This is a genomic window from Algiphilus aromaticivorans DG1253, assembly GCF_000733765.1.
GTDB classification, from domain to species: Bacteria; Pseudomonadota; Gammaproteobacteria; order Nevskiales; family Nevskiaceae; genus Algiphilus; species Algiphilus aromaticivorans.
Genome location: NZ_JPOG01000001.1, coordinates 3,605,681 through 3,622,315 on the forward strand (window position 1 = coordinate 3,605,681; position 16,635 = coordinate 3,622,315).

Annotated in this window: 17 protein-coding genes; 6 read left to right on the top strand and 11 right to left on the bottom strand. The window is 68.5% G+C overall.

The genetic code is table 11. The annotated features are described in order from the left end of the window. Positions 1-2: 2 nt before the first annotated feature. The 3 genes from U743_RS16770 to U743_RS16780 are packed head-to-tail and all read right to left on the bottom strand — an operon-like array spanning position 3 to position 2,159. The gene (locus tag U743_RS16770; protein ID WP_198022091.1) at positions 3-1,370 is read right to left on the bottom strand and encodes a DUF3570 domain-containing protein; all 1,368 of its coding nucleotides are present in this window, start codon (positions 1,368-1,370) and stop codon (positions 3-5) included. Between the two features lie 8 nt (positions 1,371-1,378). Further along, positions 1,379-1,606, bottom strand: a complete 228-nt coding sequence (locus U743_RS16775; protein ID WP_043770010.1) for a DUF4266 domain-containing protein — start codon at positions 1,604-1,606, stop codon at positions 1,379-1,381. After that, complete coding sequence (locus tag U743_RS16780; protein WP_052368329.1) at positions 1,599-2,159, bottom strand: TlpA family protein disulfide reductase; 561 nt, start codon at positions 2,157-2,159, stop codon at positions 1,599-1,601. Before U743_RS16780 ends, U743_RS16775 begins: the two co-directional genes overlap by 8 nt. Positions 2,160-2,280: 121 nt before the next feature. Here U743_RS16780 and U743_RS16785 point away from each other — a divergent pair, with 121 nt between their 5' ends. After that, on the top strand, positions 2,281-2,784 hold the full coding sequence (locus tag U743_RS16785) for a helix-turn-helix transcriptional regulator (RefSeq protein WP_043770013.1): 504 nt from the start codon (positions 2,281-2,283) through the stop codon (positions 2,782-2,784). Positions 2,785-2,796: 12 nt separating this feature from the next. On the opposite strand, the gene U743_RS16790 is transcribed toward U743_RS16785, so the two are convergent. The 5 genes from U743_RS16790 to U743_RS16810 all read right to left on the bottom strand — a co-directional run bounded on the left by U743_RS16790 (position 2,797) and on the right by U743_RS16810 (position 8,980). Next, on the bottom strand, positions 2,797-3,435 hold the full coding sequence (locus tag U743_RS16790; RefSeq protein ID WP_043770016.1) for an SPOR domain-containing protein: 639 nt from the start codon (positions 3,433-3,435) through the stop codon (positions 2,797-2,799). A gap of 2 nt (positions 3,436-3,437) precedes the next feature. Next, on the bottom strand, positions 3,438-5,204 hold the full coding sequence (argS, locus tag U743_RS16795; protein ID WP_043770017.1) for an arginine--tRNA ligase: 1,767 nt from the start codon (positions 5,202-5,204) through the stop codon (positions 3,438-3,440). 85 nt (positions 5,205-5,289) lie between these two features. Beyond that, a complete protein-coding gene (locus U743_RS16800; protein ID WP_043770020.1) occupies positions 5,290-7,467 on the bottom strand; it encodes a primosomal protein N' in 2,178 nt (725 codons plus the stop codon). 318 nt (positions 7,468-7,785) lie between these two features. After that, positions 7,786-8,658 carry a tRNA 2-thiocytidine(32) synthetase TtcA gene (ttcA, locus tag U743_RS16805; RefSeq protein ID WP_043772612.1) on the bottom strand — a complete coding sequence of 291 codons (873 nt, stop codon included), beginning with the start codon at positions 8,656-8,658 and terminating at the stop codon, positions 7,786-7,788. A 28-nt stretch (positions 8,659-8,686) separates the two neighbouring features. Continuing rightward, complete coding sequence (locus U743_RS16810) at positions 8,687-8,980, bottom strand: DUF167 domain-containing protein (RefSeq protein WP_084191628.1); 294 nt, start codon at positions 8,978-8,980, stop codon at positions 8,687-8,689. A gap of 7 nt (positions 8,981-8,987) precedes the next feature. Here U743_RS16810 and U743_RS16815 point away from each other — a divergent pair, with 7 nt between their 5' ends. The 5 genes from U743_RS16815 to U743_RS16835 all read left to right on the top strand — a co-directional run bounded on the left by U743_RS16815 (position 8,988) and on the right by U743_RS16835 (position 12,494). Next, a complete protein-coding gene (locus U743_RS16815) occupies positions 8,988-9,758 on the top strand; it encodes an SDR family oxidoreductase (RefSeq protein ID WP_043770027.1) in 771 nt (256 codons plus the stop codon). 11 nt (positions 9,759-9,769) lie between these two features. Continuing rightward, positions 9,770-10,678 (top strand): histone deacetylase family protein, encoded by a 909-nt coding sequence (locus tag U743_RS16820; RefSeq protein WP_043770029.1) that lies wholly within the window; start codon positions 9,770-9,772, stop codon positions 10,676-10,678. Further along, positions 10,657-11,514, top strand: coding sequence for a DUF6279 family lipoprotein (locus U743_RS16825; protein ID WP_043770032.1), 858 nt, complete (start codon positions 10,657-10,659; stop codon positions 11,512-11,514). Before U743_RS16820 ends, U743_RS16825 begins: the two co-directional genes overlap by 22 nt. 168 nt (positions 11,515-11,682) lie before the next feature. Beyond that, positions 11,683-12,006 carry a TRL-like family protein gene (locus U743_RS16830; RefSeq protein WP_043770035.1) on the top strand — a complete coding sequence of 108 codons (324 nt, stop codon included), beginning with the start codon at positions 11,683-11,685 and terminating at the stop codon, positions 12,004-12,006. 89 nt (positions 12,007-12,095) lie between these two features. Continuing rightward, a complete protein-coding gene (locus U743_RS16835) occupies positions 12,096-12,494 on the top strand; it encodes a hypothetical protein (RefSeq protein WP_043770039.1) in 399 nt (132 codons plus the stop codon). A 616-nt stretch (positions 12,495-13,110) separates the two neighbouring features. Here the strand turns inward: U743_RS16835 and U743_RS16840 are convergent. The 3 genes from U743_RS16840 to traT all read right to left on the bottom strand — a co-directional run bounded on the left by U743_RS16840 (position 13,111) and on the right by traT (position 16,550). After that, positions 13,111-15,027, bottom strand: a complete 1,917-nt coding sequence (locus U743_RS16840; protein WP_052368330.1) for an Lnb N-terminal periplasmic domain-containing protein — start codon at positions 15,025-15,027, stop codon at positions 13,111-13,113. A gap of 34 nt (positions 15,028-15,061) precedes the next feature. Further along, positions 15,062-15,541 carry a DUF3015 family protein gene (locus U743_RS16845; protein ID WP_043770042.1) on the bottom strand — a complete coding sequence of 160 codons (480 nt, stop codon included), beginning with the start codon at positions 15,539-15,541 and terminating at the stop codon, positions 15,062-15,064. A gap of 175 nt (positions 15,542-15,716) precedes the next feature. After that, a complete protein-coding gene (gene traT, locus U743_RS16850; RefSeq protein WP_043770044.1) occupies positions 15,717-16,550 on the bottom strand; it encodes a complement resistance protein TraT in 834 nt (277 codons plus the stop codon). Between the last annotated feature and the right edge of the window lie 85 nt (positions 16,551-16,635).

The following is a 16,635-nucleotide window of genomic DNA, read 5'->3' on the forward strand; positions in this document are numbered from 1 at the left end:
CACTACCAGCCGAAATCGAAGTTGACGCGCACCATGAATGCGTCCATGTCCGGGAAGATCTCGCGGCCGCGCAGCTGTCCCGGCGCATTGTCCGGATCTTCGCCATCCTGGCTGTAGTGTTCCAGAGCGATGCGGATACTGCGGCCGCTGCTAGTCCGGTGGTCGTATTCGAGGCCAACGGTGATGCCTTCGAAGCTGGCCTGCCGATAGTCGGCGGTGAAATGCGTCGGTGGTGCCGCGTCATCGCGCAGGAAAGGCGCATAGAAGTCGACTGCCGACTGGCTGTACCAGCGCAGGTGGGGCGTGAAGGCGTGCCGCGTCCAAGGCGCCCATCGATAGCGGAGATCCACGGTGTGCGAGGTCAACCCCCAGTCGTCGGTCTGGAATCGGTAGCTGGCATCGGCGACGTCCCGGTCGAAGAGCATGTGCTTGACGCGGGCAAAGATGCCGCGCTTGCTGCGGCTCTGCGGTCGCGATTCGTGCAGGTGGCGTTCCGGTTCACCGATGCCGTTGCCCGCGCTGTCGTCGGTATCGATCACGCTGACCAGCTTGAAGGGGTCGTTGTGGTAGCCGTCCGAGCGGCTGAGCGAGAGATTCAACTGAGCGACTGTGCTCGGGCTCAGCACCTGGGTATAGCCGAGCAGCAGGTCGAGGGTGTCCTTGCTCTCGCTGCTCGTGCGTCGGGTCTCGTCGAAGCCGGATTCCGTACAGCCGTTGCTGGCGCTCGCACCGAAGAGGCAGCTGCCTTCCAGCGGCACGCCGCCTTCGGGCTCGATGCTGTCCGTGGCGTAGGCCATTCCGATCGACAGCGTGGCGTTGTTGCGGGCGAGGTCGTAGCTCAGGCCGCCGTCGATCGCCAGCGACTGGTAGTCGTATTCCTGCGAAGCGGCGAAGCCGAGATTGCCCGCCAGGCTGCTACCGAGCGGCTGCTGCCACTGGCTGCTCAGCGCCACGCGGGTATCGCGGAAGGTGTCGTCCAGCGGAATCTCGCCGCTGCCGACGGTGTAGCTGCCGTTGCCGGATGCACGGGTGTAGGTCTGCGGCAGGGAGGATGGCACCGCGCCGTTGGGGGAGGCGCCCGTCAGTGAATCAAAAACTAGTTTCCCGCTCAGGAAGCGGTCGGTGTCGAAGTAGCGCCGGACGGCGATCACCGGCTCAATGGCTTGCACGCGATCGGTTTCGCTGTAGAAGAGCACGGCGGAATCAATTTCCCAGTCGCCGGGCTGGGCAGCCTGCAACATCCCCGGTAGGCCGAGGACGAGGGCGCCGGCCGACAGGCGCGCATCCTTCCGCCTGCGGGGCGCCGGAGCGGCGCCGAGGAGTCGCTCCGTGGCCGCACTCAGAGGGGCGACGATGGCGGTCCGGGTCATGGCGCGATCTAGTTGCATCCGCAGCCCCCACCGCCGAAACCGCGGCCGCCGCTGGCGGATTCCTTGGAGAAGTAGATGTGCTCGTCCAGCGCCGTGGTCACGGCGTCGGCATCCAGCGCCATCTCCGGGCGTGCGAGCTGGTCGCGCTCCCAGGGCGCCACGTTCGCGCAGCCATGGAGCGCCATTGCGGCGAGCAAGACGGCAAGAGAAGCTAAGGGCGTCGCGAAACTATTCATTGGGGGCGGCCTCCGGCCGGGAACCTGGGCCCGCGCGCTGCGCGAGGGCCTCGGCGATGCGTGCCTCCAGGGCGTCGGCATCCGCTGCGCGGAAGCCTTCGTGGCGCAGAAGAATCTCGCCCCCGGGTGTCAGCAGGAAGCTGCTGGGCATCGCGGCGATGTCGTAGGTGGCGGCGAGCTGGCCTTCAGGATCACGCACGATGTCGAAATCGGGGCGGGCCTGATTGAGGAAGCGCTCCGCCGCGACCGGGTCCCGGTCGACGTTGATCGCGATCACGCGCAATCCCCGCGAGCCGTATCGCTCGCTCAGCTGTTTCATCCAGGGGAAGCTGACCCGGCAGGGCGGGCACCAGGACGCCCAGAAATCGAGATAGATCAGCTCCGCGTCGACAGTTTTCAGCCGAAAATCGTCCACGCCGATGACCTCGGCGCGCCCAGGGACCGCTGCGGCGATGGTAAGCAGTAGTCCGAGGGCGGCTAGCCGCAAGGTGGAGCGGTTGAGGAACGCGGTGGGCGCAGTGCGCGGCCGTCGGGGCGCGTCGAGAAGAGGCATCGGGCTGCATGGTCAAGGATGGCAAGGGATATCATCGGGGCGAAGGCCCCTCCCGGAATCCGGCATTCGACTGGTTCGGGACATATGCCGGATGCCCGTTTCCCATCTCCGCCTGCCACTCATGCTTCGAAACACACGCGACTATCTGCTGCTCGGGCTGGCCGGGCTGGTCGTTTCGCTGACCGCTCTTGATGTATGGAGTGACCTTCGCGAGGGAACGCCTGTCCATCACATCTTTCACGAGGCGCTGCTCGTGGGCACGGCTTTGGCTCTGCTGGGATGGGTGCTGAGCGATCTCGTCCGGCGGCGTCGCGAGGTCGCGAGGCTTCGCTATGAACTGGATGCCGTGCAAGAAGTCGCGCGGTTGCGTAATCCGGAGCTGCGCAAGGCGCGCGCGGAGCTCAGCGATGCCATCGACGCGCAGTTCTCGGACTGGCAACTCAGCCCCAGTGAGCGGGAGGTGGGGCGCCTATTGCTCAAGGGGCTCAGCATCAAGGAAATCGCCTCGCTGCGCGAGACGCACGAGAAGACGGTGCGCCAGCATGCGAGCGCGATCTATCGCAAGGCGGAGCTGCCCGGTCGCCATGCCTTTGCGGCTTGGTTTCTGGAGGATCTCTTGGGCTGAAGCCCCACTGCGCTATTTCTTGACCCGTACCAGCATGGCGTCGTCCATGCCGTGCTCGGAGAGCCGCATCATCACGCTGTGCACGCGCGGCGCCTCGGCGATGGGGCCTACGCGCACGCGGTACCAACTCTGATTGTCGTTGATGGTCACGCTCTCGACGCGTGCCTCGACGCCGATCAGCGCCAGCTCGGCGCGCTGGCGCTCGGCGTCGTCGCGACTGCGGTAGGAGCCGATCTGAATGATGTAGTCGCCTTCCTCGGCCAGCGCCGGGGTCTCCTTGTCACTGCTCTCGCGCCGGTCGGGCGGTGCCTGCTTCGCGACCCGGCGATCACCCTCGATCTCCTCCTTGGGGATGACCACTTCGTAGCTGGGCAGCATCTCGTAGAAGGAGAAGCGCGCCTCCTCCTCGGGGGGCAGCTGTACGCCCTGCTTGTCGGGGGGGGGCTGCGCTGCCGGAGGCTCGGCTTTGATGACGCGCGGGTCGCGTTCGGCCGGCTGCATGATCCAGTAGCCGACCGCGCCGACCACACCGATGGCGATGCCCAGCAGCAGCCAGACCCAGCCCGGTGTGGGCGGTGGCGCCGCGTGTCGTCGTGTTGTGGGTCGGCGCTTGCTGCCGCTACTGCGCTTGGTGGCGTAGTCGCGCGCCATGGCTACATCGACTCCGGCGCCGATACGCCCAGCAGACCGAGGCCGGAGGCCAGCACGCTGCGCGTGGCCGCCAGAAGCGCCAGCCGCGCGTCACGCACGGCCGTATCGTCGATCAGCACCTTGTGCGCGTTGTAGTAGCCGTGCAGCGCGTCGGCCAGATCGCGCAGATAGAAGGCCAGCATGTGCGGCGCGCGCTGCTCGGCCGCCACGGCGAGCATCTCCGGGAAGCGCGCCAGTTGCCGCAGCAGGGCCAACTCGTGCTTCTCGGTCAGCGGCGCCAGCAGCTCGGCCGTTGCGGACGCCGGAACGACGACGCCCCTGTCGCGGGCCTGCGCGAAGACCGAGCAGATGCGCGCGTGCGCGTACTGCACGTAGTAGACCGGGTTGTCGTTGGAGCGGCTGGTGGCCAGCTCCATGTCGAACTCCAGGTGCTGGTCGTGCGAGCGGAACAGATACGAGAAGCGCGTGGCGTCGGCGCCCACTTCCTCGATCAGGTCGGCCAGCGTCACGAAATTGCCGCTGCGCTTGCCCATGCGCCCGGAGGACAGCGACACGAACTGGATGAGGGTGACCTCGAGCGCGTCCTGTCGCCCGGCGAGCGCCTGCATGGCCGCGCGCACGCGGTTGATGTAGCCGTGGTGGTCAGCGCCCCAGACGTCGATGAGCTTGTCGAAGCCGCGCTCCAGCTTGTCCTCGTGGTAGGCGAGGTCGTTGGCGAAGTAGGTGGCCGCGCCGTCGCTCTTGTAGAGCACGCGGTCCTTCTCGTCACCCAGCGCGCTGCTGGCCAGCCAGGTGGCGCCCTCCGATTCGTAGACGTGGCCGCCGTCGCGCAGCCGCTGCAGGGCCCGTGCCGGCGCGCCGGATTCGACGATGGCGCGCTCCGAGGCGAAGGCGTCGAAGGACACGGCGAAACGGCCCAGCGTCTCGCGGATGTCGGCGATCTGCGCGGCCAGCGCGAAGTCGCGCAGCTGCGCGTAGCCCTCTGCGCCGAGCAGCGCGCGGGCGCGGCCGATCAGCGCGTCGAGATACTCCTCCTGCCCCTGCTTGAGGGCTTCCTTGTCGCCCTCGGTCGGTTCCGCCGGCAGGCCCTCGTAGACCGCCGATGCTGGCTGGCGGAAGGCCTCGCCGTGGACGTCGCAGAGCGCGCGCCCGGTGGTCACGAGGTAGTCACCGGGATAGCCGCGCGCCGGCATGGTCACGGCCTCGCCGCAGGCCTCCAGATAGCGCAGCCAGGCGCTCACCGTCAGCACATCGACCTGCCGGCCGGCGTCGTTGACGTAATACTCGCGCGTCACCGACCAGCCGGCCGCGCCCAGGATGCGCGCCAGCGCGTCGCCGTAGGCGGCGTTGCGCCCGTGACCGACGTGCATCGGGCCCGTGGGGTTGGCCGATACGAATTCAATGAGAACGCGACCTCGCGCCCCTGACAGGTCGAAGCCCCATTCCGGCCCGGCTTCCAGGATGGCGCGTGCGGTGTCCTGCCAGGCGGCCGGGCTGAAGTGGAAGTTGATGAAGCCCGGTCCGGCGATCTCTACGCGGGCGACGCGCGGGTCCTCGGGCAGCCGTGCCACCAGCGCTTCCGCGATGTCGCGGGGCTTGCGCTTGAGCGGTTTGGCCAGCGTCATCGCCAGATTGGTGGCGAGGTCGCCGTGCGCGGCATCGCGCGTGTTCTCGACGTGCGGCGCTTCGCTGGCGGCATCGGCGGCGCCCTCCTCGCGGAGAAGCGTCTCGCGGGCCGTGTGCAACAGGGATTGGATATCGGCTTTCATGCGGCTCTGGTGACGCCTGCGTCGGATACGGACAGGGCGGCGGCGGGCGCGCAAGTGTAATACGCGTACCCCTTTCGGCGCGGTCTCAGAGGGTGTCGGCCGGGTCGACGTCGATGCCCCAGCGCACGCGCCGGCCCAGACGGTGGCCTTCCAGCTCGGGGGCGGCGCGCGACAGCGCCCGTTGCAGTGCCGCACGCGAGGGCGCCTGCAGCCAGAGCTGCGCGCGCCAGCGGCCGGCGCGACGCAGCATGGGCGCCGGGATCGGGCCGAGCGCTTCGGCGCCGGCAGCGCGGATGATCTCGGCGGCCACCTCCAGGAACTGCGTGGCCGCGGCTTCGGCTGCGCTTTCGGCGCGCAGCAGCGCCAGCGGATGGCTGGGCGGCAGCTGGCTGGCCGCTCGCTCTTCAAGCAGGTCCTTGGCGAAGGCCTCGTAGCCGTCGTCGAGCAGGCGCTTGAGTAGTGGGTGCTCGGGCACGTGCGTCTGCAGCAGCACCTCGCCGGCGCGGTTGCCGCGGCCGGCGCGGCCGGCCACCTGCGTGACGAGCTGCGCCATGCGCTCGGTGGCGCGCAGATCCGAGGAGAACAGCGCCTGATCGACCGAGGCGATGCCCACCAGCGTGATGCCGGGAAAGTCGTGGCCCTTGGCCAGCATCTGGGTGCCGACCAGCACCTGGACTTCGCCGGCGAGCACCTCCGCGCGCAGCCGGTCCCAGGCGCCGGTGCGCTGCATGACGTCGGAGTCCGCGCGCGCGATGCGCGACTCGGGCAGCAGCTTCTGCAGCTGCTCCTCGACGCGTTCGGTGCCGAAACCGGCCGCGCGCAGTTCGGCGCTGCCGCAGCTCGGGCAGCTCGATGGCACCGGATGCACGGCACCGCAGTGGTGGCAGAGCAGCCGGTCCCGTGTCTTGTGCCAGGTCATGCGCGCGTCGCAGGCGCGGCAGCTCGCGCCCCAGCCGCAGTCGTGGCAGAGCAGCGCCGGCGCGTAGCCACGGCGGTTGACGAAGAGCAGAACCTGGCCGCCCTCGCCGACATGGCGCTGCACCGCCCGCGCCAGATCCGGCGTCATGCCGCCGCGCAGGCGCTGGCCGCGCGCGTCCAGCAGATGCAGCTTCGCGCCCGGCGCGGCCAGGGCGCGCTCGTCGAGCAGCACGCGCTGATAGCGGCCGGTGTCCGCGTTGTGCAGCGTCTCCAGCGAGGGCGTGGCGCTGCCCAGCACCACGGGGGCCTCGACGGCGCGCGCGCGCAGCACGGCGACATCGCGCGCCGAGTAGCGGAAGCCATCCTGCTGCTTGAAGGAGACGTCGTGCTCCTCGTCGACCGCCACACGCGCCAGTTTCCGGAAGGGCAGCCAGACGGCCGAGCGCGTGCCCACGACCAGCAGCGGCTCGCCGGCGTCGACGCGCCGCCATGCCGCCAGCCGCGCGGCGTCCGTCATGCCCGAGTGGTAGCCGATCACCGCGCCGCCCAGGCGCTCGCGCGCCCGCGCCATCAGCTGCGGCGTCAGCCCGATCTCGGGCACCAGCAGCAGCGCCTGACGGCCGGCGGCGAGGTCTGCGCGCATCTGCCGCAGATAGAGCTCGGTCTTGCCGCTGCCCGTCACGCCCTGCAGCACACTGACGGCGAAGCCCTTATCGGGCAGTGCGTCGAGCGCGGTCTGCTGGGCGGCGGTCAGCGTTACCGCGGCCGGCGGCGCTGCTGGTTCGGGGGGCGCTTCCGTGGGCTCGGGCGGCGGCGCGATCTCGGCCAGACCGCGCTCGCGCAGACTGCGCGCCACCGAGGCCGGGGCATCTTCCAGCGGCATCGGCTGCTCGGCCAGAGCGTCCAGCAGTTCGGCCTGGCGTGGCGCGCGACGCCGGCGTTCGGGCAGTGCTTCGCGGCCGGCGTCAGTGATATAGAGCCAGCGCGCTTCGGCGGCGCTGCGCGCCGCGCCGCGACGCAGCGCGGCCGGCAGCGCTGCGGCGACGACTTCGCCGATGGGGTGCTGGTAGTAGTCGGCGGCCCAGCGCAGGCTGGTCATCAGCTCGGCGTCGAGCAGCGGACTGTCGTCCAGCAGCTCGATCAGCGGGCGGTAGCGCGAGGCCTCCGCATCGCCCTCGATGGTGATGTCCGCCGGCGCTTCCAGGGTCAGGCCGATGGCCTCGCGGCGCCCGAAGGGTACGCGCACGCGCATGCCGGGCTGCAACGTCTCGACCAGAGCTGGCGGCACCTCGTAGTCGAAATGCCGTCGCAAGGGGCACTTGACAGCCACGGGGACGAGTTTCACGTCTTCATAGCCTGTGGATAAGTCTGTGCGGAACGTGGCACTGCACCGTCATGAGGCGCTCCGCCGCGAAGGAGGGGAAATCCAAATTTTCTGACTTACCACAAATAATTCATTTCGAATCATTTATTTGCGTATTACCTACGGGGATACGCCTGCGGCGCTGCTTGCCGTTGCATGGTGGGCTGTGCTTGTGCAAAAGCCCGATAGCGTCGATCGGCGGATTGCCGGAGCCCGGCGCGGTGGCAGCGGGCTGTCCATCTTGTGTCCATCCCATTTGTGCACGTTGTGACGCCCGTTCGTCGCAGGCACCCCGTCCGGTCAGGAGGCCGCGAACCAGTCGCGGGTTGCGCCGCCCGCCTCCAGGCCGGCGAAGTCGAAGAGCTCGCGGTCGGCGAGCTGCGAGGGCGCGACATGGCACATGGCGCGGAAGATCTGCTCGACGCGGCCGGGATCATCGCGCTCCCATTCGGCCATCATGCGCTGCACCTGCTGGCGCTGCAGATTGTCCTGTGAGCCGCAGAGATTGCAAGGGATGATCGGGAAGCCCTTCTCCTCCGCGTAGGCGGCGATGTCCTTCTCGCGGCAATAGGCCAGCGGCCGAATGACGATGTTGCGCTCGTCGTCGGACTTCAGCTTGGGCGGCATGCCGGCCAGCCGGCCGCCGAAGAACATGTTGAGGAAGAAGGTGGCGACGATGTCGTCCTTGTGGTGCCCCAGCGCGATCTTGTTGTAGCCGTTGTCGTGCGCGAAGGTGTACAGCGCGCCGCGCCGCAGCCGCGAGCAGAGCGAGCACATCGTCTTGCCCTCGGGGATGTTGCGCTTGACCACCGAGTAGGTGTCCTGCTCGAGGATGGTGTAGGGAATGCCGCGGCCGCTCAGGTACTCGGGCAGCACGTGCGCTGGGAAGTCCGGCTGCTTCTGGTCGAGATTAAGGGCGTGCAGCTCGAAGTCGACCGGCGCGGCCTCGCGCAGCGCCAGCAGCATGTCGAGCAGGGTGTAGCTGTCCTTGCCGCCGGACAGGCAGACCAGCACGCGGTCGCCATGCTGGATCATGCCGTAGTCGCCGATGGCCTGGCCGGTCTGCCGGCGCAGCCGCTTGGCGCGCTTGTCGGCCTCGCGCTTGTCGCGGCGCGTGTCCCGGCCGGCCTCGGTGGCGGACGGGTGGAAGCGCAGGGGAATGTCGTCGGCCATGGCGGAATCCGGTGAAAAGCCCTTCATTCTAGGACACCGTGGCCTGCGACAGGGCGGCCGCCAGTCGCGTGCGCAGCGTGTCGTCGTCGATGCCTTCGACGGCGACGCGCTTGCGGGGCGCGGTGGCGCCCCGCTGCACCGACACGGCCTGCGCCGGCACATCCAGCGCCTCGGCCAGCAGTGCACACGCCGCGCGGTTGGCGCGGCCCTTTTCGGGGGCGGCGGTCACCGACAGTTTGAGAACCGGCCCCATCCAGCCGAGCAGGCGATTCTTCGACGCCCCTGCGGCAACCTTGATTTCCAAATGTGCGGAGCGCCTCATCTCGTCAATGCTGAACGCGCTCCCGGATCAATTCAACGCCCTGGTCGTCGGTGCCAACCGCGGTATCGGGTTGGGGGTGGCTCGTGCCCTGGTCGCCGATACACGGGTCGGACAGATCTTCTGCGGCTGTCGCGCGCCCGAGGAGGCGGCGGAGCTGCACGCCCTCGCTGAGCGCGATTGTCGCGTGCGCGCGCTGCGCATGGATGTGCGCGACGAGTTCACGCTGAGTCTCGCGGTTGCTGAAATGGAGCGCTTCGGCGGGCCGCTGCACCTGGTCATCGTCGCCGCCGGCGTGCTGCACGACCCCAACGGCATGAAGCCCGAGCGACGCATCGCCGATATCACCCCCGAAACGGCCATGCACAGCCTGCAGGTCAATGGTCTCGGCCCCGTGCTGGTGCTCAAGCATGTCGAGCATCTGCTGCGCGGTGCGGCGGGGCCCGGCTACTTCGCGAGCATCTCGGCGCGCGTCGGCTCCATCGGCGACAACCGCATTGGCGGCTGGTACGCCTACCGCGCCGCCAAGGCCGCGCAGAACCAGTTCATCCACACCGCCGCCATTGAGCTGGCGCGCAGCCAGCCCGAGCTGTGCTGCGTCACTCTGCACCCGGGCACGGTGGATACCGAGCTTTCGAAGCCCTTCCAGCAGCGCGTGCCGGCGGCCAAGCTCTTTGACGTCGAGCGCGCCAGCCGGCAGCTGCTCGATGTACTGGGCGGTCTGACCCCGGCCGACAGCGGCGGCTTCTTCGCCTGGGACGGCAAGCCCGTGCCCTGGTAGCTTGCCTCGGCATGAGTCTGCTCGACGTCGTCCACCACGACGGCTACACCATCGATCTGCCGCAGGCGCACCCCTTCCCGATGCGCAAGTTCGCCGAGCTGCGCGCACAGCTCGACGGTGGCTCCTTCCGCTTTCACGAGGCACCGGTGGCGACGCGGGCGCAGCTGGAGACGGTGCACGACCCGGCTTATCTCGATGCGCTGGCCGCCGGCACGCTGGATGTACGCGCCCAGCGCCGCAGCGGTTTTCAGTGGCAGCCGGATCTGTTCTCGCGTTGCGCGCTGGAGACGGGCGGCACCTGCCGCACGGTGGAACTCGCCCTGGACAACGGTCTTGCCTGCAACGCCGCCGGCGGCACGCATCACGCCCATCGCGACTTCGCGGCCGGCTATTGTCTGCTCAACGATCTGGCCGTGGCCGTGCATCACGCCTGGCGGCTGGGTGCGGCGCGCGTGCTGCTGCTGGACTGCGATGTACACCAGGGCGACGGCAGCGCGCGTTTGCTTACCGGCCAGTCCGGCGCCTGCACGGTGTCCTTCCACTGCGGTGAGAACTTCCCGGCACGCAAGGCGGAATCCGACTGCGACATCGTGCTGCCGCGCGGATGCGACGACGCGGCCTATCTCGCCGCGTTGCGCGAGCACCTGCCAGCGCTGCTCGACTACTACGCGCCGGAACTCGTGATCTACGACGCCGGCGTCGATGTCCACGCCGGCGATCGCCTCGGTCACATGGCGCTGTCGGATGACGGTCTGCTCGCGCGCGATCGCTACGTCGTGGCAACGGTGCGCGGCCGCAGCATTCCACTGGCCGGGGTCATCGGCGGTGGTTACGATCAGGACATCGCGCGGCTGGCCGCGCGCCACGCCACGCTATTTACCGCCTGCTCGGAAACCCTGTGCGCCACACGCTGCGCCTGACCTTGCTGCTACTGCTTGGCGCGGGCCTGCTTTCGGCCTGCAGCACGACACGGCTGGCCTATAACCAGTCGCACTGGCTGGTGAGCTGGCAGCTCGGTGGTTATCTCGAGCTCGATTGGAGTCAGCGCTCGCAGCTGCGTGACGAATTCCGCGAGCTGCGCGCCTGGCATCGGGTCAACCAGCTCGATGCCTACGCCGAGGATCTGTACTGGCTGGCGGATCGCATCGAGAGCCGCGACTTCGATCGCGAAGACCTGGACACAGTCATCGCTCGCGCCAACCGCCACGTGGCGACGCTGGTGGAGCGAGCCCTGCCGCACGCGGCCACGGTGCTGCGCGATATGGGCGACGCCCAGCTCTCCGACCTGCAGACGCGACTGTCGGCCGACATCGAGGAAGAGCTGGCCGAGCGCGAGAATATGGATATTGCACAGTGGCGCGAGCGGATCAGCGAAGACATGGTCGAGGCCCTGCGCGACTGGGCCGGCCCGCTGGAAGCCGATCAGCACGCCCGCATCGCGCGCTGGGCCCGCGAGCGGCAAGCTCCGCCCGGCATTTGGCGCGCTCAGCGCAAGGCCGCGCTGGAGCAAGCCTTTCGCTTGTTCGAGCAACGCCATGCCGAGGACTTCGTTGCCCGCGTCGAGGCCTTCGTCGCCGAGCGCACCGAACGGCGCCCAGCCGCGCTGCGCCGGGCCGCCGCTGCCGACCGCGAGGCCTGGAAGGCACTGATGCTGGATCTGGAGGCGGGAATGCGACCCCGCCAGCGCGCGCATCTTGTCGATGTGCTGCGCGCTTATGCGCGCGATGCCGAGCGGCTCGCGGCCGCGACTAAATGAAGATGGCGCGAGCTTCTTTCAGACGGTGCTCGGCTGCCCTTTGTATGTCCCAGAAAATGGTGACGCGGTAGGGTCCACGATCGCACGGCATTTCGGGTAGCGTCCCTGGGCCGTCGGGTGCGGTCTGCGCGCCCTCGGCAATTCATGAATAACAAACCGGGAGTAAGCATGAACACAAGCAAGAAGCTGGGCGTTGCCGCCGTACTGGGTGCGGCCGTTGCCCTCGGGGGTTGCGCAGCCGGGCCGTCGATGACCACCGGCTACTGGTACACCGACCAGTCCGGCCCCGTCATCGCCACCGGCGAGCACGCACCTTCCAAGGTGGGCACCGCCACGGCCACCTCCATCCTCGGCCTCATCGGCACGGGCGATGCGAGCATCAACGAGGCGATGCAGAACGGTGGCATCAGCAAGGTGCATCACGTGGACTTCCACACCCGCTCCATTCTCGGCCTCTTCGCCGAGACGCAGGTGATGGTCTACGGCCAGTGACATCGGTTTCACAACCGATGTCCGAGCGGGCGGCGCCTAAGCGCCGCCCGTTTGCGTTGGGCCGCCGTCGAATCGCGGCAGCCGGTGCGGTGTTGCTTGTCGCCGCGCTGTCGGCGGGATGTGCGGCGAGCAAGCCGGTGCGCTTCGACATCTGGGACGCCACCGAGCTCGCCGATGCTCACGCGCCGGAGGACGGGCGCGTCTACGTCAAGTTCTTCCTGCCGGCGGGCGCCAGCCTGAGCGAGGGCATGGAAGGCTTCTGGCCCGTGCTCGCGCGGGCCGCCGAGCGCGGCCATCACGTCGCGCTGCTGGGCGCCGACAGCGGGCTGAACCGGCAGGTGCTGACCGGCACGCTGGAGGATGCCGCTGCCGAAATGTCACTCGAGGATGTGCGGCTGGTCTATCTCGGGCCGGATCGCGATCGTGCCGAGGTCGTGGCGGCGGCCGAGGCTGCCGGGCTGGAGCTGGGGTACGTCGTCTATCCCTGATCGGGTTAGGCCACAGATTTCACAGATCGAGCAGAGCGAGTTATTGCATTCGGGCGCTTGGTGCTTCGGCGATGCCGCGAAGCGGCGAGCCAGTGCGATGCGTGCCCTTTGAGGGGTGATGTGTGATCGACTTGCCGGTGGCAAGTCGCAGCGCGCATCACGGTTGGGCCATGGAAGGCCCAGCCAGGGTCACTTGATGAGGTCCGGATGACCGAATCTAGTGACTGCGGCGATCTTTACGCGAACCTTGGGCTGTAATGCCTGCCCTCCTTGGCGCAACGGTATCGCCTAAACCACCCCCGGCCCGGACATCCATGTCCGGGCGCTCCCAGCACTGCGAAGTGCCACTGGCACTTCGGTCGCTGCTCGCCCCCGAGCACGTCGCTCGACTCGGGGACCTGTCGCGGCGAAGCCGCGGCAGGCCACCCGGCGGGCACCATGGCTTTGGGTACTTTGGCCGTAACCAAAGTACCCCGCGCCGTCGCAAGGCATCACTCGATAGCGCCTACGTCACGAAGCGCGGAATTCGCGAGCAGAACGGTGCCAACGGCGCTCCACGGGATGGCTCATCGCGCCCAGAGAGAGAATTGCGCTACTCGCATTGAGCCGGATCCCGCTAGGGCCGCTCTGCGAAAGCCGGCGCCAGGTAGCGCACCAGCTCCAGCCGCAGGCCGCTGCGATCCGGGCCGCGGCCGGTGGCGTAAAAGCCTTCCAGGCGCAGGCCGGTCTGGCCGGCCCAGTGCCACTGCGCGCCACCGCGCAGCTCGTGTCGCTCGAAGTCTCCGCCCAGCAGGGGCGACCGGCTGTCGATCTCCAGCAGCAGCGACAGCGCGCGTGCCGGCCCCCAGTGCAGGCCGGCGGTGCCGCCGCCGCCCAGGCCGTAGCCCTTGTCCATGTCCTTGGCGGCATCCAGCGCCAGCCGGCCGAAGACGAAAGTGCGCAGCTTGCCTTGCCGCCAGGTGAGGCCAGGGCCACCGTCGATGTAGCCGCCGAGGCGAGTATCGAGGCCGGCGCGCCGCCGCGCGCCGAAGCCGACACGCCAGGAGATCGGTCTGAAAAGGACATCGCGCGGCGACAGCGAGACGATGTCGACAATATCCAGACGCCCTACGCTCAGTCGATCATCCTGCGCGTCCCAGAGCAACTCGCTGTTGGCGAAAGCCACCTGGCCGCCGCTGTCGTAGCCGGCCTGTGCATCGAGCAGGTCGTGATAAGCCGGCCGGTAGCCGAGGACGGCGCCGTGGCCGCCGTCCTCGGCGAAGAAGCCGGCGCGCAGGCGCGCGGTGTCGTGGCCGCGGTCCGGTGTTGTCGCGGGCGGCTGCGGGTCGGCGAAGCCGCTCTTGGCGCCGGTAGCGGCGCGCGCACCTAGGATCTTGCGTGCGCGCGGCAGCGCGGTGTCGCGTTCAGCGGCGCCGCTCTGCGTGCGGTAGTAGAGCCAGTCGTGCGCCACGTCCAGCAGACGCGCGTTGCGCTGTGCCTCGTCTGACGGCAGCGCTTCGGGCGCGAGTTCGCCTTGCGCCACTGCCACCGCGCGTTGGGTGTCGGCATCGCCGATGCGGCGGGCGCGGTCGGCCAGTGAGGTCGACAGCGCGGGCCGGTACTGCGGCGCGCCAACCAGTTCCTGGCGGCGCAACGCGCGCACGGTATCGGTGGGGATCGCCCACCACTCCAGCCCGGCGCGCAGGTTGCGTTCCGGTAGCGCGGCCTCCAGCAGGGTTAGCAGCTGGAACGAACAGTTCTTGGTGAAAAAGTAGTAGTCGAAGTCGGCGCCGCGTAGCTCCCAGAGGTGTAGCAGCACGCGCTCCAGCGCGGCCTGATCGATCTGCAGCGGGTATTCCCAGAGGTCGCGGTTTTCGATGCGCGCGTACTCGCGCACCTTCTCGTAGTAGGGCATGACCGCGAAACGGCCGGTGTAGCCGCCGGTGAGCCCGCGTGCGGCGTAGACCAGGCCGTTGTCCTCTTCGGTCTCGGCCGCGAAGTTGACAGCGTAGGCCAGCAGCGGCGCCTCCTCGGAGCCCTCCGCGCCGTCGATGCGCAGCAGGGTGTGCCCGAACATCGAGGCCGGGCTGTTGAGGTAGGCGGAGGGGAAGACGAGCCAGGCACGCTGCGGGTTGAGCGCCGCCAGCCAGCGGCTGCGGCGCCCGCATTCCGGTGGGTCGAGGCCGTGGCCGCGCAGGTCGAGATGCTTGTCCAGCAGCCGCCAGCGCAGGCCGAAGACGCAGGCGGCGGCTTCCTCGCGCTTGGCGATCTCGGTGCCCTCGACGAAGGCGCGCAGCGTGGCGTGCAGCTCGGCGCGCGGGTTGCGATGACCGCCCGGCGCCAGGAAGAACCAGTCCGAGGCGATGGCGCTGCGTGCGCCGAGCAGGCCCGGCTCCATGTGCAGCAACCGTTGCCAGGCGGGGTCGGCGTGCAGTTGCTGACGGTCGGCTGCTGCCTGCAGCGCCGTCAGCTCGGCGTGAGCCGGTAGCGCGGTGCCGCCAAGCAGCAGCAGGAGAAGGAAATGGGGAATGCGCATAAAAAAGCGGCGCCGCATGAACGGCGCCGCCTCTCCAGAGTGGTCGCGGAGCTTAGACGTAGCGCGACAGCGACTGGTTCTCGGCCATGGCGGCCTCAAGGCCGGCCAGCACGTCGGCGACGGTGACTTCGTTGCCGTCGAAGATGCGGGCGTAGTTGGCCTGCGCCATCTGCGCGAAAGCCTCGCGGTCGGCCTGCTCGACGTCGTAGAGCGCGGCCAGCGCGTCGACGGTCTCGCCTTCGCCGGCTGCGACCTCGGCGGCGATCTGGTCCAGATTGGCCGAGGCGAACATATTGGTGCGCGCATCGGCGGTGACCACGCCGTCGGACGAGCAGCCCAGCGTGCCGGTGGAGATGCCGAAGGTCTGATTGCCGAAGGTGCCGTTGGTGGTGGCGCCCAGTACCTTGGGCACAAGGCCAGATTGCCCTTCCCAGATGATGGTGCCGGCGCCGCAGCCGATGTCGTCGTCGGCGAGGACGGTGGCGAACGGTGCCGAAGCCAGAGCAACGGCGGCGATGGTTTTCTTGAGCATGCGTATCCCCTATGAAACCGTGAAGTAATGCGCGTGTGGCGGAATGCCACGCTCGCAACATAGCCGAGGCTCGACCACGCTGTCATCACCCGACGCTCGGTGCGAGCCTGCACGCTAAAAAAAGGGCCCGCCAATCGGCGGGCCCGAGGCCCCTTTTCCCCCAGGGAGTTGGTGGCTACATCGGCAGAATCTGCGTAACCACTTTCTCGGTGCGATCAATGATTTCGGGTAGCGCTTCTTCTTCCTTCATGGCCATCTGATTGGCCCATGCCGACAGACGGACGCCGTGCGGGAAGTAGTTGCTCTTCTGGGTGACGGTGCCGCCGGAGGTGTTGCCGCTGGCCGTGCCGCCGCCTGCTGCCATGCGGGAGTTGCCGGCGCCGGCGGCGCTGGCCGATCCGCTGGCGGTTTCCCGATGCATCTCGAAGGTGACGGGCTTGGACTGGCGCTCCTCAAGCACGAAGTCGAGGATCATCGCCCACTCGCGCGGCTGCGATGCGTTCTGCAGGCCGGCGGCTACGAGTCCCCCGGCCGCTACGCCACCGACCGCGCCGGTGATGCCGCTGTTGGTAGCGCGACCGATGGCCACACCGGTGCCTACGCCGGCTGCGGCGCCCATGATGTTGCCGAGGTTGCGCGCGATCTTGGAGCCGCCGGATTCCGGCTCGACTTCGCCGAAATAGCGCAGCTGCGCGCGCAGGCGATATTGCGCGCTGTCAGGTGAATTCACGACATTCCAACCCTGCTCGCGGGCGGCATTCTTCATCAGGTCGAGCAGCTGGATTTGCTGCGCGTCGCTGATATTGCGGTAGGAGATGTAGACATTCTTCTCTCCCGAGCGCGGCGGCTCCAGCTGCGGCGGCGGCACGACCCAGACCGTGCCGCTACGGGCTTCGGCGTACTTGTTGGCAGTGATCTTCCCCATGCCGCGGCTGACTGAAGCGCAGCCGCTGACAACGGCCGCGGAGGCGATGGCGACGACCACCAGTTTGAGACTTGCGAGACGCATGATTTTCCCCTGAACGATGACTGAATACTTATAGCTTTTTTGCCGTAGCACTGGGAATCCCGGTGTGTAGCGCGAAAAGGGGACA

Excerpts from the sequence above, each read along its gene's own strand:
- ttcA (WP_043772612.1), bottom strand. The coding sequence starts at position 8,658 with ATGGCCGACGACATTCCCCTGCGCTTCCACCCGTCCGCCACCGAGGCC.
- U743_RS16820 (WP_043770029.1), top strand. The coding sequence starts at position 9,770 with ATGAGTCTGCTCGACGTCGTCCACCACGACGGCTACACCATCGATCTG.
- U743_RS16815 (WP_043770027.1), top strand. The coding sequence starts at position 8,988 with ATGCTGAACGCGCTCCCGGATCAATTCAACGCCCTGGTCGTCGGTGCC.
- U743_RS16845 (WP_043770042.1), bottom strand. The coding sequence starts at position 15,541 with ATGCTCAAGAAAACCATCGCCGCCGTTGCTCTGGCTTCGGCACCGTTC.
- traT (WP_043770044.1), bottom strand. The coding sequence starts at position 16,550 with ATGCGTCTCGCAAGTCTCAAACTGGTGGTCGTCGCCATCGCCTCCGCG.
- U743_RS16810 (WP_084191628.1), bottom strand. The coding sequence starts at position 8,980 with ATGAGGCGCTCCGCACATTTGGAAATCAAGGTTGCCGCAGGGGCGTCG.
- U743_RS16780 (WP_052368329.1), bottom strand. The coding sequence starts at position 2,159 with ATGCCTCTTCTCGACGCGCCCCGACGGCCGCGCACTGCGCCCACCGCG.
- U743_RS16785 (WP_043770013.1), top strand. The coding sequence starts at position 2,281 with ATGCTTCGAAACACACGCGACTATCTGCTGCTCGGGCTGGCCGGGCTG.
- argS (WP_043770017.1), bottom strand. The coding sequence starts at position 5,204 with ATGAAAGCCGATATCCAATCCCTGTTGCACACGGCCCGCGAGACGCTT.
- U743_RS16830 (WP_043770035.1), top strand. The coding sequence starts at position 11,683 with ATGAACACAAGCAAGAAGCTGGGCGTTGCCGCCGTACTGGGTGCGGCC.
- U743_RS16775 (WP_043770010.1), bottom strand. The coding sequence starts at position 1,606 with ATGAATAGTTTCGCGACGCCCTTAGCTTCTCTTGCCGTCTTGCTCGCC.
- U743_RS16840 (WP_052368330.1), bottom strand. The coding sequence starts at position 15,027 with ATGCGGCGCCGCTTTTTTATGCGCATTCCCCATTTCCTTCTCCTGCTG.
- U743_RS16790 (WP_043770016.1), bottom strand. The coding sequence starts at position 3,435 with ATGGCGCGCGACTACGCCACCAAGCGCAGTAGCGGCAGCAAGCGCCGA.
- U743_RS16770 (WP_198022091.1), bottom strand. The coding sequence starts at position 1,370 with ATGACCCGGACCGCCATCGTCGCCCCTCTGAGTGCGGCCACGGAGCGA.